At 69.9% G+C, this 15,545-nt stretch carries 11 protein-coding genes; 6 read left to right on the top strand and 5 right to left on the bottom strand.

The features are described from left to right. Positions 1-75: 75 nt before the first annotated feature. Positions 76-2,862, bottom strand: a complete 2,787-nt coding sequence (locus DK368_RS15885) for a M16 family metallopeptidase (RefSeq protein ID WP_114394953.1) — start codon at positions 2,860-2,862, stop codon at positions 76-78. Between the two features lie 190 nt (positions 2,863-3,052). Between DK368_RS15885 and argB the strand changes: the two genes are divergently transcribed. Continuing rightward, the gene (argB, locus tag DK368_RS15890; RefSeq protein WP_114394954.1) at positions 3,053-3,973 is read left to right on the top strand and encodes an acetylglutamate kinase; all 921 of its coding nucleotides are present in this window, start codon (positions 3,053-3,055) and stop codon (positions 3,971-3,973) included. 54 nt (positions 3,974-4,027) lie between these two features. On the opposite strand, the gene ggt is transcribed toward argB, so the two are convergent. After that, complete coding sequence (gene ggt, locus DK368_RS15895) at positions 4,028-5,815, bottom strand: gamma-glutamyltransferase (protein ID WP_114394955.1); 1,788 nt, start codon at positions 5,813-5,815, stop codon at positions 4,028-4,030. 262 nt (positions 5,816-6,077) lie between these two features. Continuing rightward, the gene (locus tag DK368_RS15900; RefSeq protein WP_114394956.1) at positions 6,078-6,683 is read right to left on the bottom strand and encodes a cold-shock protein; all 606 of its coding nucleotides are present in this window, start codon (positions 6,681-6,683) and stop codon (positions 6,078-6,080) included. A gap of 397 nt (positions 6,684-7,080) precedes the next feature. Here DK368_RS15900 and DK368_RS15905 point away from each other — a divergent pair, with 397 nt between their 5' ends. Then, entirely contained in the window at positions 7,081-8,067 is a 987-nt protein-coding gene (locus DK368_RS15905; protein WP_114394957.1) for an SAM-dependent methyltransferase, read from the top strand. A 7-nt stretch (positions 8,068-8,074) separates the two neighbouring features. Here the strand turns inward: DK368_RS15905 and DK368_RS15910 are convergent, their stop codons facing one another. Further along, on the bottom strand, positions 8,075-9,733 hold the full coding sequence (locus DK368_RS15910; protein ID WP_114394958.1) for a DegQ family serine endoprotease: 1,659 nt from the start codon (positions 9,731-9,733) through the stop codon (positions 8,075-8,077). A gap of 180 nt (positions 9,734-9,913) precedes the next feature. On the opposite strand from DK368_RS15910, the gene ykgO reads away from it, so the two are divergent. From ykgO to glcF, 4 genes are all read left to right on the top strand, one after another. Then, positions 9,914-10,039: a type B 50S ribosomal protein L36 gene (ykgO, locus tag DK368_RS15915; RefSeq protein ID WP_029014073.1), complete on the top strand. Its 126-nt coding sequence runs from the start codon at positions 9,914-9,916 to the stop codon at positions 10,037-10,039. Positions 10,040-10,296: 257 nt separating this feature from the next. After that, positions 10,297-11,781 carry an FAD-linked oxidase C-terminal domain-containing protein gene (locus DK368_RS15920; RefSeq protein WP_114394959.1) on the top strand — a complete coding sequence of 495 codons (1,485 nt, stop codon included), beginning with the start codon at positions 10,297-10,299 and terminating at the stop codon, positions 11,779-11,781. A 151-nt stretch (positions 11,782-11,932) separates the two neighbouring features. Then, on the top strand, positions 11,933-13,135 hold the full coding sequence (gene glcE, locus DK368_RS15925) for a glycolate oxidase subunit GlcE (RefSeq protein WP_114394960.1): 1,203 nt from the start codon (positions 11,933-11,935) through the stop codon (positions 13,133-13,135). Between the two features lie 12 nt (positions 13,136-13,147). After that, positions 13,148-14,431, top strand: coding sequence for a glycolate oxidase subunit GlcF (glcF, locus tag DK368_RS15930; RefSeq protein ID WP_114394961.1), 1,284 nt, complete (start codon positions 13,148-13,150; stop codon positions 14,429-14,431). Between the two features lie 107 nt (positions 14,432-14,538). Here the strand turns inward: glcF and panE are convergent, their stop codons facing one another. Beyond that, a complete protein-coding gene (gene panE / locus DK368_RS15935) occupies positions 14,539-15,456 on the bottom strand; it encodes a 2-dehydropantoate 2-reductase (protein ID WP_114394962.1) in 918 nt (305 codons plus the stop codon). Positions 15,457-15,545 lie beyond the last annotated feature (89 nt).

Below are 15,545 nucleotides of genomic sequence, written 5' to 3' on the forward strand. Positions count from 1 at the left end.
GGTTGTGCCCGTGTCAGGCCGGACAATAGAACGCCCCGGCCGTTGGCACGGCCGGGGCGTTTCCGTTGGAGCAGATCACTGCAGGCGGTTGCCGTCGGTGTCCCAGATCTCCACCGGGCCGAGATTGGCGTTGCGCACCGCCGTCTCGATCTTCTTGCGGTCGCCGACCACGACCCAGAGCAGGTCGTCGGTCTTGGCCAGGGTGCCGACGGCGCCGGACACATCGGCGGGAGTCAGCCCTTCGTACTGGCCCTTGATGCTGAGGATGTAGTCGGGCTTGCGGCCATAGCGGGCATCGCCCAGCATCTGGCCCAGCACCGCGTCGGCCGTTTCGAACTGGCCGGGCAGCGAGCGGACCGAGTTCTCCACCGACTTGGCGATCTCATCGGCCGTGGCCGGACGGCTTCCGGCCACATCCTTCAGCTCCTTCAGGATCTCGGCCAGGGCGTCCCCGGTCTTGTCGGTCTGCACCGGGGCGCTGATGACCCAGGGCTGCTGTCCCACCGCGCTGCGCAGCCCGCTGCGCACGCCGTAGCTCCAGCCCTTGGCCTCGCGCAGGTTCATGTTGAGGCGGGCGGTGAACATGCCGCCGATGACGTCGTTGGCCACAGACAGCGGAATGTCGTCCTTTTCCGCATAGGCCGGACCGACGCGTCCGGCCAGAATGTAGCTCTGCTGCGCATCCGGGCGGTCGATCAGGGCGACCCGCGTCCCCTGGGGCTTCACGGCCGCCAGATTCTTCGCCGGCTTCGGCGTGGCCGGGGCCTTCCAGCCGCCGAACGCCTTCTCCAGTGCCGGGATCACCTCCTTCAGGGTGGTGTCGCCGACGACGAAGATGCGGGCATTGTCCGGGCGTATCCAGGTGCGGTGGAACTCCACCAGATCATCCCGGGTGACGGACTTCACCACGGCTTCGGTGCCGCTGCCGGTCAGCGGCTTGCCATAGGCATGATCCTTGCCGTAGAGGGCCGGCGGCAGCAGGCGCCACGCCAGATTCTGCGGATTGGCCTTCTCCTGCTGGATGCCGGCCAGCAGGCGCGGGCGGACACGGTCCAGCTCCTCCTGCTTGAAGGCCGGCTCCCGCACCACCTCGGCCAGCAGGGCCAGGCTGGGGTCCAGCTTGTCCTTCAGCGCGTCGATGCTGGCATAGGCGCTGTCCAGGCTGTTGCTGAGCGACAGATCGGCCCCCAGCGCCTCCAGATCGGCGGCCAGCGCCAGGGCGCTGTGGGCCTTGGTGCCCTCATCCATGAGGTTGATGGTGATGCCGCCCACACCCGGCTTGTCCGCCGGGTCGGCGGCATAGCCGGCATCGAACTGCAGGGCCACGGTCACGGTCGGCACGGCGGTGCGCCGGGCCAGGGACACGGACATGCCGTTGGACAGGGTCGCCGTCTCGATGGCCGGGAAGCTGAGGTCGGGGAAGCTGCTGACCGCCGGCAGGGCCGAGCGGTCGGCACCGCCGCCGCTGACGGAGAAGGCCGGCACCGGCACCACATCGACCTGATGCCAGCCGCGGCCGAGCCATTCACGGGCGGCGGCCTGCACCTCGGCCGGAGTCGCGGTCTCGATCCAGCGCAGCCAGGTGGTCACATGGCCGGGATCGCCGTTGTAAAGCTCGCCTTCGGCCAGCATGGTGGCCTTGCCGGCGAAGCCGCCCACCTTCTCCAGACCGCGCAGCACGGCAGCGCGGTACTGGGTCTTGGCCCGTTCCAGTTCCTCCGCCGTCGGCCCCTTCTCCAGGAAGGCGCGGACCACGCGCTCCATGGCCTGTTCCGCCTCCTCCGGCTTGACACCGGCCTTGGGCATCACCGACAGGCCGAAGATCGACGCCAGTTCGAACTCGGACAGGTTGGCCGAGGCCTGGGTCGCGATCTGGCGGTCATAGACCAGATCCTTGTACAGGCGCGAGGTCTTGCCGCCGCCCAGGACATGGGCCGCCAGGTCCAGCAGGGCGCTGTCACGGCTGCCGCGGCCGGGAACGGCCCAGCTGCGGTTCAGCATGGGCTGCGGCACCCGGTCCTCGATGCGGCTGCGGGTGTTGTCGCGGCGGTCCGGCACCTTCATCAGGTCGCGGCCCAGCATGGGACCCGGCCCGATATCGCCGAAATACTTCTCCACCAGCGGCTTGGCCGTCTGCACGTCGATATCGCCGGCCAGCACCAGCACGGCGTTGTTGGGGCCGTAATAGGTGCGGAACCAGGTCTTCACATCCTCCAGCGAGGCGGCCTGGAGATCCTCCATCGAGCCGATGGTGGTCCAGCTGTAGGGATGGCCCGCCGGGAACAGGCCCTTCAGCAGATATTCCCAGGTCCGGCCATAGGGGCGGTTCTCGCCCTGGCGCTTCTCGTTCTGGACGACGCCGCGCTGCTCATCGAGCTTGGCCTGATCGACCGAGTCGATGAAATGGCCCATGCGGTCGGATTCCAGCCACAGGGTCATGTCCAGGGCCGTGGTCGGCACGGTCTGGAAATAGTTGGTGCGGTCCAGGAAGGTGGTGCCGTTCTGGTCGGTGGCGCCCACGCGCTCGAACGGCGTGAACCATTCGCCCTTGTAGTTCTCCGTCCCCTGGAACATCAGATGTTCGAACAGGTGGGCGAAGCCGGTGCGGCCCGGTTTCTCGTCCTTGCTGCCCACATGGTACCAGACGCCCACGGCCACCACCGGGGCCTTGCGGTCGGTATGGACCAGCACCCGCAGGCCGTTGGGCAGGGTGAAGCGCTCATACGGGATCTCGACCCCGGCCGCCGGTCTGGCCGCCGTGGCGGGCGCCTTTGCAGGCTGTGCCAGGGCGGCAGGCGCGCCCCCGAGAATAGCGGCCGTGGCGAGGAGGAGGAACGTCTTGCTCCCAGCGTGGAAAACCATGGAAGGTCCCTGTTCTTATGTACAACCGCCGGATAGTAGGCACTCCCTCCAGCGGGACAAAGGGCTTTTCACCGGGATCGCACGGCCGTGATCCGGCGCCACTCACGCATTGCCCCTGTGCCCCGCGGGTGATAGACACTCGGCCGTTTGCCCGCCCGTCCGGGCACCCGCTGCCAGACCGGAGCCGCCCATGACCGCCCCGTCCGCCGCCACGCCGTCGCCCGATCGTGAGGCATGGCTTGCCAAGGCCCGCACCCTGTCCGAGGCGCTGCCCTATATGCGGCGCTACACCGGCAAGACCATCGTGGTGAAGTATGGCGGCCACGCCATGGGCGACGAGCACCTGGCGGTGCAGTTCGCCAATGACATCATGCTGATGAAGCAGGTGGGCATCCATCCCATCGTCGTGCATGGCGGCGGGCCGCAGATCGGCCGCATGCTGGAACGGCTGAAGATCAAGTCCGAGTTCGTGGACGGGCTGCGCATCACCGACCGCGAGACCATGGAAGTGGCGGAAATGGTGCTGTCCGGCAGCATCAACAAGCAGATCGTCGCCCTGATCAACGATGCCGGCGGCGATGCCATCGGCCTGTCCGGCAAGGACGACGACCTGATCGAGGCCCGCAAGGTCACGCGCACCAAGCGCGACCCGGACAGCAACATCGAGCGCGTGGTCGATCTGGGCTTCGTCGGCGACCCGTTCCGCATCAATCCCGGCATCCTGGAGAAGCTGCGCCAGGCCGATCTGATCCCGGTCATCGCTCCCATCGGCATCGGCGAGGACGGCCAGACCTACAACATCAACGCCGACACCGCCGCCGGCGCCATCGCCGCCGCGGTGAAGGCCACGCGCCTGCTGCTGCTGACCGATGTGGCCGGGTTCCTGGACAAGGACAAGAACCTGGTGCCGGCGCTGAGCGTGGACGGGGCCAAGCGGGCCATCGCCGACGGCACCGCCACCGGCGGCATGATCCCGAAGCTGGAGACCTGCATCGAGACCGTGGAGAACGGCGTGGACGGCGCCGTGATCCTGGACGGCCGCGTGCCCCATGCCATCCTGCTGGAGCTGTTCACCGAGGGCGGCGCCGGCACCCTGATCGGGAAGAAGTGATCCAACCGATTGCCGGCGCCGCCATCCGGCGGTGCCGGCTTTCCATTCCGGGGCCTAATCCCCGACGGCCACGCCGTCGCGGCGCGGGTCGGCTCCACCCAGGATGCCGGCGGGCGTCACCGCCAGCACATGCAGGCCGCTGATGGCGGCATCGCGCTTCACCGTGTGGCCCAACACGGCCAGCCCGGTGGCAATCCCGTCCGCCCGCGGCAGACTCTCCACCAGCGTCACCGGCCGGTTCTGGTTCATGACGATGGGCAGGCTGACCGCGGCCTGCGGATCCAGGCCCCAATCCAGCAGCCCGACCAGCGCCTGCGCCACATAGCCGATGATGGAGCTGCCGCCGGGCGAGCCGACAGCCATGACAGGCCGCCCCTCCCAGTCCAGCACCAGCATGGGCGACATGGAGGAGCGCGGGCGCTTGTGCGGCCCCGGCGCATTGGCCACCGGCCTGCCGTCGCGCACGGGCAGGAAGGCGAAGTCGGTCAGCTCGTTGTTCAGCACCACCCCACCGGCCAGCAGACCGGAGCCGAAGGCCGATTCCACCGAGGTGGTCATGGACACCACCATGCCCTGGGCATCGATGATGGACAGGTGCGAGGTGGAAGGGATCTCGTAATCCGGGCCGTTGCCCCACAGCGCCCCTTCGCGCCAGGGCGGATTGCCGGCCGCCACCGGGGCGGCGGCGGCATGGGCCGGATCGATGGCCTTGGCCCGTGCCGCCAGATAGGCGCCGTCCAGCAGGCCGCGCACCGGCACCGGCACGGCATCGGGGTCGGCCACATACAGTTCCCGGTCGGCGAAGGCCAGCTTCTCCGCCTCGGTCAGCAGGTGCCAGACAGTCGGGCTGGCCGGCCCTGGCCCCTTGAGGTCATGTCCTTCCACCAGCGCCAGGATCTGCAGCACGGCGATGCCGCCGGAGGTGGGCGGTCCCATGCCGCAGACGGTCCAGACCCGATAGGGCCGGCACACGGCCGGGCGTTCCACCGGCTGGTAGGCCTCCAGGTCGGCCCTGGTCAGCACCGGCGGCCCAGCGGATGCGGCCCCGCCGGAACCGGCGGCCGCCTGCAACCGGGTGACGATGGCGTCGGCCAGCGCCCCCTTGTAGAACAGGTCCGGCCCCTGGGCGGCCAAGCGCCGCAGCGTCTCCGCCATCTCCGGGAAGCGGACGGTCTCCCCGACCTTGGGAAGCCCCTCCGCACCGGCCCGGTAATAGACACGGGCCAGATCGGGTTTGCCTTCCAGCACCGGCCGCCATTCGGTCAGCACCTGCACCAGACGCGGCGGCGCCGGGAAGCCCTGCTCGGCCAGACGGATGGCCGGCTGGACCAGCGTGGCCCAGGGCAGCCTGCCATGCCTGGCGTGCAGCAGCCCCAACAGGGCCGGGACACCGGGCACGCCGACGGCGCGCCCCCCCTCCAGCGCCTGCAGGAACGGCATGGGCTTGCCATCGGCGCCCAGGAACAGGGTCGGCGTCACCGCCGCCCCGGCCATTTCCCGCCCGTCATAACTGACGACACCGCTCCCTGGCCGGGCCACCAGCACGAAGGCGCCGCCGCCCAGGCCGGAGGATTGCGGCTCCACCACGCCCAGGGCCAGCTGCGTGGCAATGGCGGCGTCGATCGCGGTGCCGCCCTGACGCAGCATCTCCAGCCCTGCCGCCGCCGCCAGCGGATTGGCGGCCACCACCATCTGCCGCTCCGCCCGCACCAGCACCTTGTCCGCCAGCCGCGACGACGGCTCCGGCCCCTGCAACTGGGCCGAGGCGGTCACAGGAACAAGCAGAAGCAGGCTCAGCAGGATCTGACGGGGGAGTGAGCGGCGGTACGGGGCAGCGGGCATGGGGACTCCTTGTCGGGAAGGGCCATCCGGGCAATCGTCCTGTGCCTGCCATTGTGCGCTGCAAAAGCGTGGCCCGGCAACAGACCATGCCCGAACCGGACCCGCCAAGGCATGGACCCACAAAGAAAAAGGCGCCACCCCGAAGGGTGGCGCCCTTTCCCAACACTGAACTCGAGCCCGTAAGCTCGACGCAGAGCGTCAGACAGTCTGATCCAGACAGTCTTGCGTCAGATGGTTTTCCGACGGCCTGTTGCGGACGAGATCAGAGGATCTCGACGCGGTTGGCCTGCGGACCCTTCTGGCCCATGCTGGTCTGCAGACGCACGCGCTGCTCCGGAACCAGGGCGCGCACGCCAGACCGCTCCAGCGCAGTGATGTGAACGAACACATCCTTGCCGCCGCCATCCGGGGTGACGAAGCCGAAGCCCTTGTCGGCGCTGAAGAACTTCACGGTGCCTTCGATGGTCTCGGTCGGGCCGGACTCGAAGCTGCGCGGGGGACGCGGGCCGCGCGGGGCATCGCCGTAGCCGCCGCCGCCGAAGCGGTCGCCACCGAAGCGGTCGCCGCCGCCGAAGCCACCGGGGCTGCGACGCGGACCGGGCGCCGCGGCGGTCGACTCATCCACGCTGTGGATGGACGCGACCTGCGGACCCTTCTGACCCTGCGACAGGTCGCAGACGATGGTCGTGCCATCGGCCAGGCTGTCATGGCCGACGGACTGAACCACCGACGCATGCAGAAAGGCGTCCGGCGACCCATCGGAGAGGGTCACGAAGCCGAAGCCCTTCGTGGGGTTATACCATTTGACGGTAGCGGTAACGCTCCGACGGGTGATCTGCGGGCTCTGCGGAGAACGGCGCTCGTACATGTGATCGTGAACTCGACTCGGACGTTGTCAGGAACTTCACCGGCGGACCGGCTGCAAGGACAGTACCCGTTTCCATCCCGCAGGGAAATCCCTGAATTCGGATGAGTCGAGCAGCCACCCCACGCGTACCTTATACCGGATGTCGGACCGATGCACCATCAAAGGTGCGGGGTGCCCCCTCTGGATGAACGGCATCCGCATCTCCGGCGAATATGACCAGAGCGGACAGAAGGGGGAAAGAGGCGGACATCCTTTCCACCGGAACGGAGACCCCCGGCCGCGGCATGATCGTTCGATGCAAATATAACGATATTGCCCGTATTGATGATGGTTTTTTCCGGAAACGGCACGCGGTAGAGTGTGTCGCCCTTGAGCCCCCGTGGTCCAGCCGCCCGCGATGTCCGCCCCCGTCAGCCTGCCCCCGTCCGGACCCGCCCAGCTGTCGCTGAAGCAGCGCTTCCTGGCATGGTGGGAAGGGTATGATCTATCGGCCCTTCTGCACCGGCATGGCGGCGGCGGGGAAGAGCTTGGCGCGCACACGGCCGGCCACCAGGGGGGCGGCCCGGGCGCTGGCCGCGGCCCGGGCGGCAAGCATCTGAACCGGAGCGGCAAGCCGCTGTGGAGCGCCACCCGCATCGAGGTGGCCGAGAAGATCTGGGGTGTCGGCTTCTGCACCCCCGGCAGCACCGAATTCGTCCCGACACTGGTGAAGCCCCTGGGCCTGAACCCGGCCATGAGCGTGCTGGACATCGGCGCCGGTCTGGGCGGCGCCGGCCGAACCATGGCCCAGCAATATGGGGCCTGGGTGACCGGGCTGGAGAACAACCCGGTGCTGGCCGACGCCGGCATGGCCCGTGCCCAGAAGGCCGGTCTCGGCCGGCAGGCCCCGGTGCTGTATGCCGATCTGGAAACACTGGTCTGGGACAAGCGGGTGGACGCCGTCTTCTCCAAGGAGGCACTGTTCACCATCCGCAACAAGGATGGGATGATCGATTGCATCGAGGCCGCGCTGAAGCCCCGCGGCCAGCTGCTGTTCACCGACTACATCATCGATCCGGAGACGCCGCGCGGACGCGACTTCGACCTGTGGCAGGAGCGGGAGCCGGTGGAACCCCATCCCTGGACGGTCGAGCAGTATGTGGCCGCCCTGCAGCAGCGCAACATGGACATGCGCATCACCGAGGACAATACCGACCTCCACCGCAGCAACATCCTGACCGCCATCCAGTCCCTGGTGGACCATCTGGAGACGGTCAGCATGGACCGCGACACCAAGATCGCCGTGGTGGAGGAGGTGGAACTGTGGGCGCGGCGGGTGGCCGCCCTGTCGGCCGGGCTGCGCGTCTACCGATTCTACGCCATGAAGCCGCCCGATCTCAGCTGAGGCGGTCCTAACCCGCCTGCCCCGGCCCGGCCAGGGGCAGCGGCACGAACACGGCCCCCTCCTCGGTCCGGCGCAGCACCACGACGGAGTCGCGGCCGGCCTTGCGCGCCTCCTCGACGGCACCGGCCACATCCTGCGGGCTTTTCACATCGGTTCGGTTGGCGCGGGTGATGATGTCACCGGGCCGGAACCCTCGTTCCGCAGCCGGAGAGCCCGGAGCCACGGCCGTGACCAGCGCTCCTTCCGCCCCCTCCTCCAGGCCGAAGCGCTGTCGCGTCTCCGGATTGATCGGGGCCAGCATCAGCCCCAGCGTTCCTTGGGGGGCCGGCGCCTCCGTCACCGCCGCTACCTGCTGATCCGCCCGCGGCAGTTCCCCGACCTTGGCGCTGAGGCTTTGCTGCTTGCCGTCGCGCAGCAGACTGAGTTTCACCGGCTGGCCGGGGTCGAGGTCGGCCACCCGGCGTGACAGGTCGCGGGGCCGCTCCACCCCCTGGCCATCCACCTGGGTGATGACATCGCCCGGCCGCAGTCCGGCATCGGCCGCCGGGCTGCCCGGAGCCACCGAGGACACGAGCGCGCCGGTGCGCGGGGCAATGCCCAAGGCGTCGGCGATGTCCGGCGTCACCGGCTGGATGGTGACGCCGAGATAGCCGCGCGTGACATAGCCCTTGTCGCGCAGGGCGGTCACCACCTCCCGCGCCATGCCGGAGGGCACGGCGAAGCCGATGCCGATATTGCCGCCGGTGCGGGAGAAGATGGCGGTGTTCATCCCCACCACCTCGCCGGCCAGGTCGATCAGCGGGCCGCCGGAATTGCCGGTGTTGATCGCGGCGTCGGTCTGCAGGAAGTCGTCATAGTTTCCGGCCCCGATATCGCGGGCACGGGCCGAGATGATGCCGGCGGTCACCGTCCCGCCCAGGCCGAAGGGATTGCCGATGGCGATGACCCAGTCGCCGACCTGGATGCGGTCGGAGTCGCCGAAGGACAGCGACGGCAGCGGCTGGCCGGCCTCGATCTTCAGCAGGGCAATGTCGGTGGCGGCATCGGTGCCCACCAGCGTGGCCTTGAAACTACGGTCATCCTGGAAGGTGACTTCGATCTCCTCGGCGCTCTCGACCACATGGTTGTTGGTCACCACATAGCCGGCCGGATCGACGACGAATCCGGAGCCGAGCGAACGCACGGCACGCGGGCGCATGGCGCCGCCGGGACCGCCGCGGCCGAAGAACTCGTCCAGGAAATCCTCGAAGGGAGATCCCGGCGGCACGGGAATCGGCGGCCCGCCCGGGACTTGCGGCCCGGCCCCCGGCGGCAAGCCCGGCACCGCCGGTCCGCCGGGGCCGGCCACCGCCTCGCCTCCGGCGGTGCCGGTGGCGGTGATGGTCACCACCGCCGGCAGCTTGGCCTTGGCCAGATCGGCGAAGCTGGCCGGGGCCTGCCGGACCGGGGACGCGGCGGGAGAGGCAGGGGGAGAGGCGGCGGCCGGCGCGGCATCCCGGGGACCAGCATCCTGGGAAGGGGCATCCTGGGAAAGGGCAGGCTGGGAAAAGGCAGGCTGGGCAGCGGCACAGAGGGCCGCCAGGGCCCCGGCGGCGGCCAGCGGCAGCGGGGACGGGACAGCCCTGGCGCGGGCTTCGGCACGGGCATGGCTGCGGGCGGTGGCCATGGTGGGCATCTCCCTACGCGGCAATCACAGGTTCTCACCCCCCTAAACCCGCGGGATCGGCGAATGGTCACGACGCCCCCGCAGAATCCTGGCTGCGGCCCGGCTGGGGCGGTTGACAGGACGAAACGGCGCGATTATGGTCCGCGCCTCATTTGGACAGCCCAGCGCCGAGTACCCATCATGAAAATCGTCAACTCGCTGAAGTCGATGAAGACCCGCCACAAGGCTTGCCGCGTGATCCGTCGCAAGGGCCGTGTCTACGTCATCAACAAGCTGAACCCGCGTTTCAAGGCCCGCCAGGGCTGATCCGCGACAGGCTTGGCCCGGAGCCACCCGGCTCCGGGAAATGAGACCGCGCCCTTTGGCGCGGTTTTCGTTGTTGGGCCGGGATTTATCCGTCGCCGCCCCACCCGTTCCGGTCCGCCGGTTTGCGCCCCCTCCCTTGGAGAGTCCGGGCGCCTTTTTGATTCCCCTCTGTTGAATGAAGGCCCGACGCGGCCCATCATGGCCTCCCACAGGACGTAGCCGACGAGAAGCGGCCAACAGGATGCGGGGGGAACGGCATGCGCATGCCGGTGCCGGATGAGCGGATCATCCGTGAGCGCGGGACGCTGATCGCCCGGTTGCAGGCGGCGGTGCCCGGCGGAGTCGTCGTCGACGAAACTTCCATGCGCCCGTTCGAAACGGACGCACTGACCGCCTATCGCCAGATGCCGCTGGTGGTGGTGCTTCCGGCCAGCACGGACGAGGTGGCGGCCGCCCTGCGCGTCTGCCGGGCCATGGGGGTGAAGGTGGTGCCGCGCGGCGCCGGCACCGGCCTGTCCGGCGGCGCCCTGCCCCTGGCCGACGGCGTGCTGCTGGTGCTGTCGCGGCTGAACCGCATCCTGGAGATCGATTACGACAACCGCGCCGTCCGGGTGCAGCCCGGCGTCACCAACCTGGCCATCAGCCAGGCCGTGGCCGGCCGCGGCTTCTATTACGCCCCCGACCCCTCCTCGCAGATCGCCTGCTCCATCGGCGGCAATGTGGCGGAGAATTCCGGCGGCGTGCATTGCCTGAAATACGGCGTCACCGCCAACAACCTGCTGGGGGTGGAGTTCGTCACCATCGACGGCGAGGTGATTCGCCTGGGCGGCAAGCATCTGGACCCCGAGGGTTACGATCTGCTGGGGGTGCTGACGGGATCGGAGGGGCTGCTGGGCGTGGTGACCGAGGTCACCGTGCGCATCCTGCAGAAGCCGGAGACGGCGCGGGCCGTGCTGCTGGGCTTCCCCAGCGTGGAAGCCGGCGGCGCCACCGTGGCTGCCGTCATCGCCGCCGGCATCATTCCCGGCGGCATGGAGATGATGGACAATGCCGCCCTGAACGCGGCCGAGGATTTCGTCCAGGCCGGCTACCCCCGCGACGTGGCCAGCCTGCTGATCGTCGAGCTGGACGGGCCGGCGGCCGAGGTGGACCATCTGATCACCCGGGTGGAGGCCATCGCCCGCGGCCACGGTGCCAGCTATTGCCGGGTGTCCGCCAGCGAGGAGGAGCGGCTGGCCTTCTGGGCCGGGCGCAAGGCCGCCTTCCCCGCGGTGGGCCGCATCAGCCCGGACTATGTCTGCATGGACGGCACCATCCCGCGCAGGACGCTGCCCGCGGTCCTGACCCGCATGGAGGCGCTGGGACGGGAGTACCGGCTGCGGGTGGCCAATGTCTTCCACGCCGGCGACGGCAATCTGCACCCGCTGATCCTGTTCGACGCCAACGACGCCGACGAGTTCGACCGGGCGGAGAAGCTGGGGGCCGCCATCCTGCGCCTGTGCGTGGAGGTGGGCGGGGTGCTGACCGGCGAGCACGGGGTAGGAATCGAGAAGCGCGACCTGATGACAGACCAGTTCGGGGCGGAGGATCTGGCCCAGCAGATGCGGCTGAAATGCGCCTTTGATCCCGACGGGCTGCTGAATCCCGGCAAGGTCTTCCCCACGCTGCACCGCTGCGCCGAGTTGGGCCGCATGGTGGTCCAGGGCGGCCGCCTGCCCTTCCCCGACATTCCACGCTTCTAAGGATGGTTTCACCATCCCGCCTGGCTCGTCGGGGTTCGGCGCGGCCTCACGCCGGCCTCCGAATCGGGATGGCAGCAAGTCGGGGAGACCACAGGGAACCCCGACGCATCGCACCCACCTATTTCCCGCGACACCACCGAGGCGGAACGCCATGACCACCCTGGCCCCCGAAACAGAATCGCAGCTGATCGAGGCCATGCGCTGGGCTGTGGCGGCGGAGCAGCCGCTGGAGCTGCTGGGCCGTGGCAGCAAGCGGGGCTTCGGCCGGCCGGTGCAGGCGGCCCATACGCTGGACCTGTCGCGGCTGTCCGGCATCGTCAGCTACGAGCCGGAGGAACTGCTGCTGGTGGTGAAGCCGGGCACGATGCTGGCCGATCTGTCGGCGGCGCTGGCCGAGCGGCGGCAGATGCTGGCCTTCGACCCGCCCGATCTGTCGCCCTTATGGGGCGGGGCGGCCGGAGCGGGAACCGTGGGCGGGCTGGTGTCGGCCGGCCTGTCGGGGCCGCGGCGGCTCAAGGCCGGGGCCGTGCGCGACCATGTGCTGGGCATCAGCGCCGTGTCGGGCCGGGGCGACCTGTTCCGGGCCGGCGGCAAGGTGGTGAAGAACGTCACGGGCTATGACCTGCCCAAGCTGCTGACCGGGGCGCTGGGCACGCTGGGAGCCCTGACCGAGATCGTGCTGAAGGTGCTGCCGGCGCCGGAGGTGACGCGGACGCTGGTGCTGGCGGGCATCGACGGTGCCGCCGCCCACCAGGCCATGGCCGACGCCCTGGGCAGCCCGGCCGAGCTGGCCGCCGCCGCCTGGGTCCCCGCCGGCCTCCCCTGGCCCGGCCTGCCGCCGCGCACCCCGTGCGTGCTGCTGCGGCTGGAGGGGGTGGCCGTCAGCGTGGAGGCGCGGCTCGGCCATCTCGGCCGGCTGCTGGAGGGACGGGCGGCGACGGCCGTGCTGGAGGCGGAGGACAGCGCCAGGCTGTGGGCCGAGCTGCGGGATGCGGCGCCGCTGGCCCGCCAGCCGGAGCGGGCGGTGTGGAAACTGTCGGTGCCGCCCATGCAGGGCATGGCCGTGCTGGACCGCATCCGGACCGCCCTACCCGGCAGCATCGGCTGGCTGGACTGGGCCGGCGGGCTGGTCTGGGTCGGGCTGCCGGACGGTGATGCGCGGGCCGGCCTGGTGCGCGGCGCGCTGCCCGGGGAGGGGCATGCCACGCTGATGCGCGCTCCCGACGGGGTACGCGCCACCACGCCGGTGTTCCAGCCGCAGCCCGAGCCGCTGGCCCGGCTGACGGCCCGGGTCAAGGCGCAGTTCGATCCCAAGGGGGTTCTCAATCCCGGCCGCATGGCCGCCGGTGGATAGGACGGACAGCGAATGCAGACGAATTTTTCCCTGGCGCAGCTGGCCAATGCCGATGTGGCGGAATCGGAGAAGGTGCTGCGCAAATGCGTGCATTGCGGCTTCTGCACCGCCACCTGCCCCACCTATGTGCTGCTGGGCGATGAGCGCGACAGCCCGCGCGGGCGCATCTATCTGATCAAGGACATGCTGGAGAGCGGCCGACCCGCCTCGGCGGTGGAGGCCCGCCACATCGACCGCTGCCTGTCCTGCCTGTCCTGCATGACCACCTGCCCGTCGGGCGTGCACTACATGCATCTGGTGGACCATGCCCGCACCTATATCGAGCGCACCTATGAGCGGCCTGTGGCCGACAAGGCGCTGCGGCGCCTGCTGGCGGACCTGCTGCCCCATCGCGGCCGCTTCCGCGTGGCCCTGCGGGCGGCCAGGGCGGCCCGGCCGTTCAAGGCGCTGCTGCCCAAGGACCTGCGCACCATGCTGGACCTGACCCCGGCCCGGGTGCATGGACCCGGCCGGCAGGAGCGGCCGGGCGTGATCCCCGCCATCGGCCCCCGGCGGATGCGGGTGGGCCTGCTGGCCGGCTGCGTGCAGCCGGTGCTGAACCCCGACATCAACGAGGCCGCCATCCGCCTGCTGACCCGGCTGGGGGCCGAGGTCGTCATCAGTGCGGGCGTGGGCTGCTGCGGTGCCCTGACCCATCATCTCGGCCATGCGGAACCCGACTTCGCCGGCCCCAATGTGCGGGCCTGGAGCCGCGAGATCGAGGGGGACGGGCTGGACGCCATCGTCGTCACCGCCTCCGGCTGCGGCACCACGGTCAAGGATTACGGCTTCGTGCTGCGGGAGCATCCCGCGCTGGCGGAGAAGGCGGCCAGAGTGTCGGCGCTGGCCCGCGACATCACCGAGGTGGTGGCCATGCTGGGCCTGCCGGACGGGGCCGCGGCACCGCAGCCGCTGACGGTGGCCTATCATTCCGCCTGTTCCATGCAGCATGGCCAGCGGCTGCACCGGCCGCCACGCGACCTGCTGAAACAGGCCGGGTTCCGGCTGGTCGAGGTGCCGGAGGGCCATCTCTGCTGCGGCTCCGCCGGCACCTACAATCTGCTGCAGCCGGATCTGGCGGCACAGCTGCGCGACCGCAAGGTGCGAAACATCGAAAGCGTGCGGCCGGACGTGATCGCCGCCGGCAATATCGGCTGCATGACCCAGATCGGCCAGGGCACCGGCCTGCCCATCGTGCATACGGTGGAGCTGCTGGACTGGGCCACCGGCGGACCGCGGCCGGCCGCCCTGGGGTAAGGGGGAGCAGGTCGGGATGCGCTGCGCCTATCCCGGCCTGCGGGCGGACAGGCCCCATCGGCGGTCGGTCTGACCGCCTGCCCTCATCACTTGCCCCCGATCCGCCCTCACCCCGGCTGGCGCTGCGCCTCGTAGGTGCGCAGATGCAGCAGGGCCAGGGACAGCAGCGGCGTGGACACGCCCAGCGCGGCGCCGCGGCGCACCATGTCGCCCAGGATGTGCTCGGCCTCGGTCGGTTTGCCGGCGGCCACGTCGCGGTACATGGAGGCGGTGACGGTGCTGGCCTTGTCGGTGATCTGGCCAAGGTAATCCGCCACCACCGCCGGACGCGGCGCGTGGCCGGCCGCGGCAGCCACAGCCCGGCATTCCTCGAACAGGCCGGTCAGGAAGGCTTCGCCGCCGGGCTGGCGGACGATGGCGCCGATCGACCCGCGCATCAGGCAGGTGCCGGCGGCCAGGGTGGTGAGGAAGACGAACTTCTCCCACAGATCCTGCATGATCCGGCCGCTGACGCTCCACTCGACCTGGGCGCCGGTGAACGCCGCCGTCAGCCGGTCCACCACCGGCTGCTGCGCCGGGCTGCGGGCGCCGAAGATCAGCCGGTGGATGGGGTTGAGGTGCCGGATGGTGCCGTCCGGGTCCATGGTGATGGGGATATGGCAGAGGCCCCCCATCACCCGTTCCGGCCCGAAGGCGGCCTCCAGCCGGTCGATATGGTTGAGGCCGTTCAGCAGCGGCATGACCACGCTGTCCGGCCCCATGGCCGGGGTGATAGACTCGATGGCGCTGTCCAGGTCGAAGGCCTTGCTGGTCAGCACCACCAGAGCATAGGCATGGCGCGGCTTCAGGATGGTCTGGGCCGGCAGGCGGATCGCGCCGTGGGGGCTGTCCACCACCAGCCCGTCCGACAGCAGCTGGGCCTGCCGGCGCGGCCGGACCAGGAAGGTCACGTCGGCCCCGCACTCCATCAGGCGTCCGCCGAAATAGCCGCCGGTGGCCCCGGCGCCCAGGAACAGGATGCGCATACCGGTGTCCTTTCCTTGTTCCGGGCCATGGCCCGATCATTATGGAGCCGGAAGGATAGACGGGAGCACGGAACCGGGCCAAGCGGTCT

It is taken from the genome of Oleisolibacter albus (assembly GCF_003336875.1).
Classification (GTDB): domain Bacteria; phylum Pseudomonadota; class Alphaproteobacteria; order Azospirillales; family Azospirillaceae; genus Niveispirillum; species Niveispirillum album.

Excerpts from the sequence above, each read along its gene's own strand:
- DK368_RS15885 (WP_114394953.1), bottom strand. The coding sequence starts at position 2,862 with ATGGTTTTCCACGCTGGGAGCAAGACGTTCCTCCTCCTCGCCACGGCC.
- argB (WP_114394954.1), top strand. The coding sequence starts at position 3,053 with ATGACCGCCCCGTCCGCCGCCACGCCGTCGCCCGATCGTGAGGCATGG.
- ggt (WP_114394955.1), bottom strand. The coding sequence starts at position 5,815 with ATGCCCGCTGCCCCGTACCGCCGCTCACTCCCCCGTCAGATCCTGCTG.
- DK368_RS15900 (WP_114394956.1), bottom strand. The coding sequence starts at position 6,683 with ATGTACGAGCGCCGTTCTCCGCAGAGCCCGCAGATCACCCGTCGGAGC.
- DK368_RS15905 (WP_114394957.1), top strand. The coding sequence starts at position 7,081 with ATGTCCGCCCCCGTCAGCCTGCCCCCGTCCGGACCCGCCCAGCTGTCG.
- DK368_RS15910 (WP_114394958.1), bottom strand. The coding sequence starts at position 9,733 with ATGGCCACCGCCCGCAGCCATGCCCGTGCCGAAGCCCGCGCCAGGGCT.
- ykgO (WP_029014073.1), top strand. The coding sequence starts at position 9,914 with ATGAAAATCGTCAACTCGCTGAAGTCGATGAAGACCCGCCACAAGGCT.
- DK368_RS15920 (WP_114394959.1), top strand. The coding sequence starts at position 10,297 with ATGCGCATGCCGGTGCCGGATGAGCGGATCATCCGTGAGCGCGGGACG.
- glcE (WP_114394960.1), top strand. The coding sequence starts at position 11,933 with ATGACCACCCTGGCCCCCGAAACAGAATCGCAGCTGATCGAGGCCATG.
- glcF (WP_114394961.1), top strand. The coding sequence starts at position 13,148 with ATGCAGACGAATTTTTCCCTGGCGCAGCTGGCCAATGCCGATGTGGCG.
- panE (WP_114394962.1), bottom strand. The coding sequence starts at position 15,456 with ATGCGCATCCTGTTCCTGGGCGCCGGGGCCACCGGCGGCTATTTCGGC.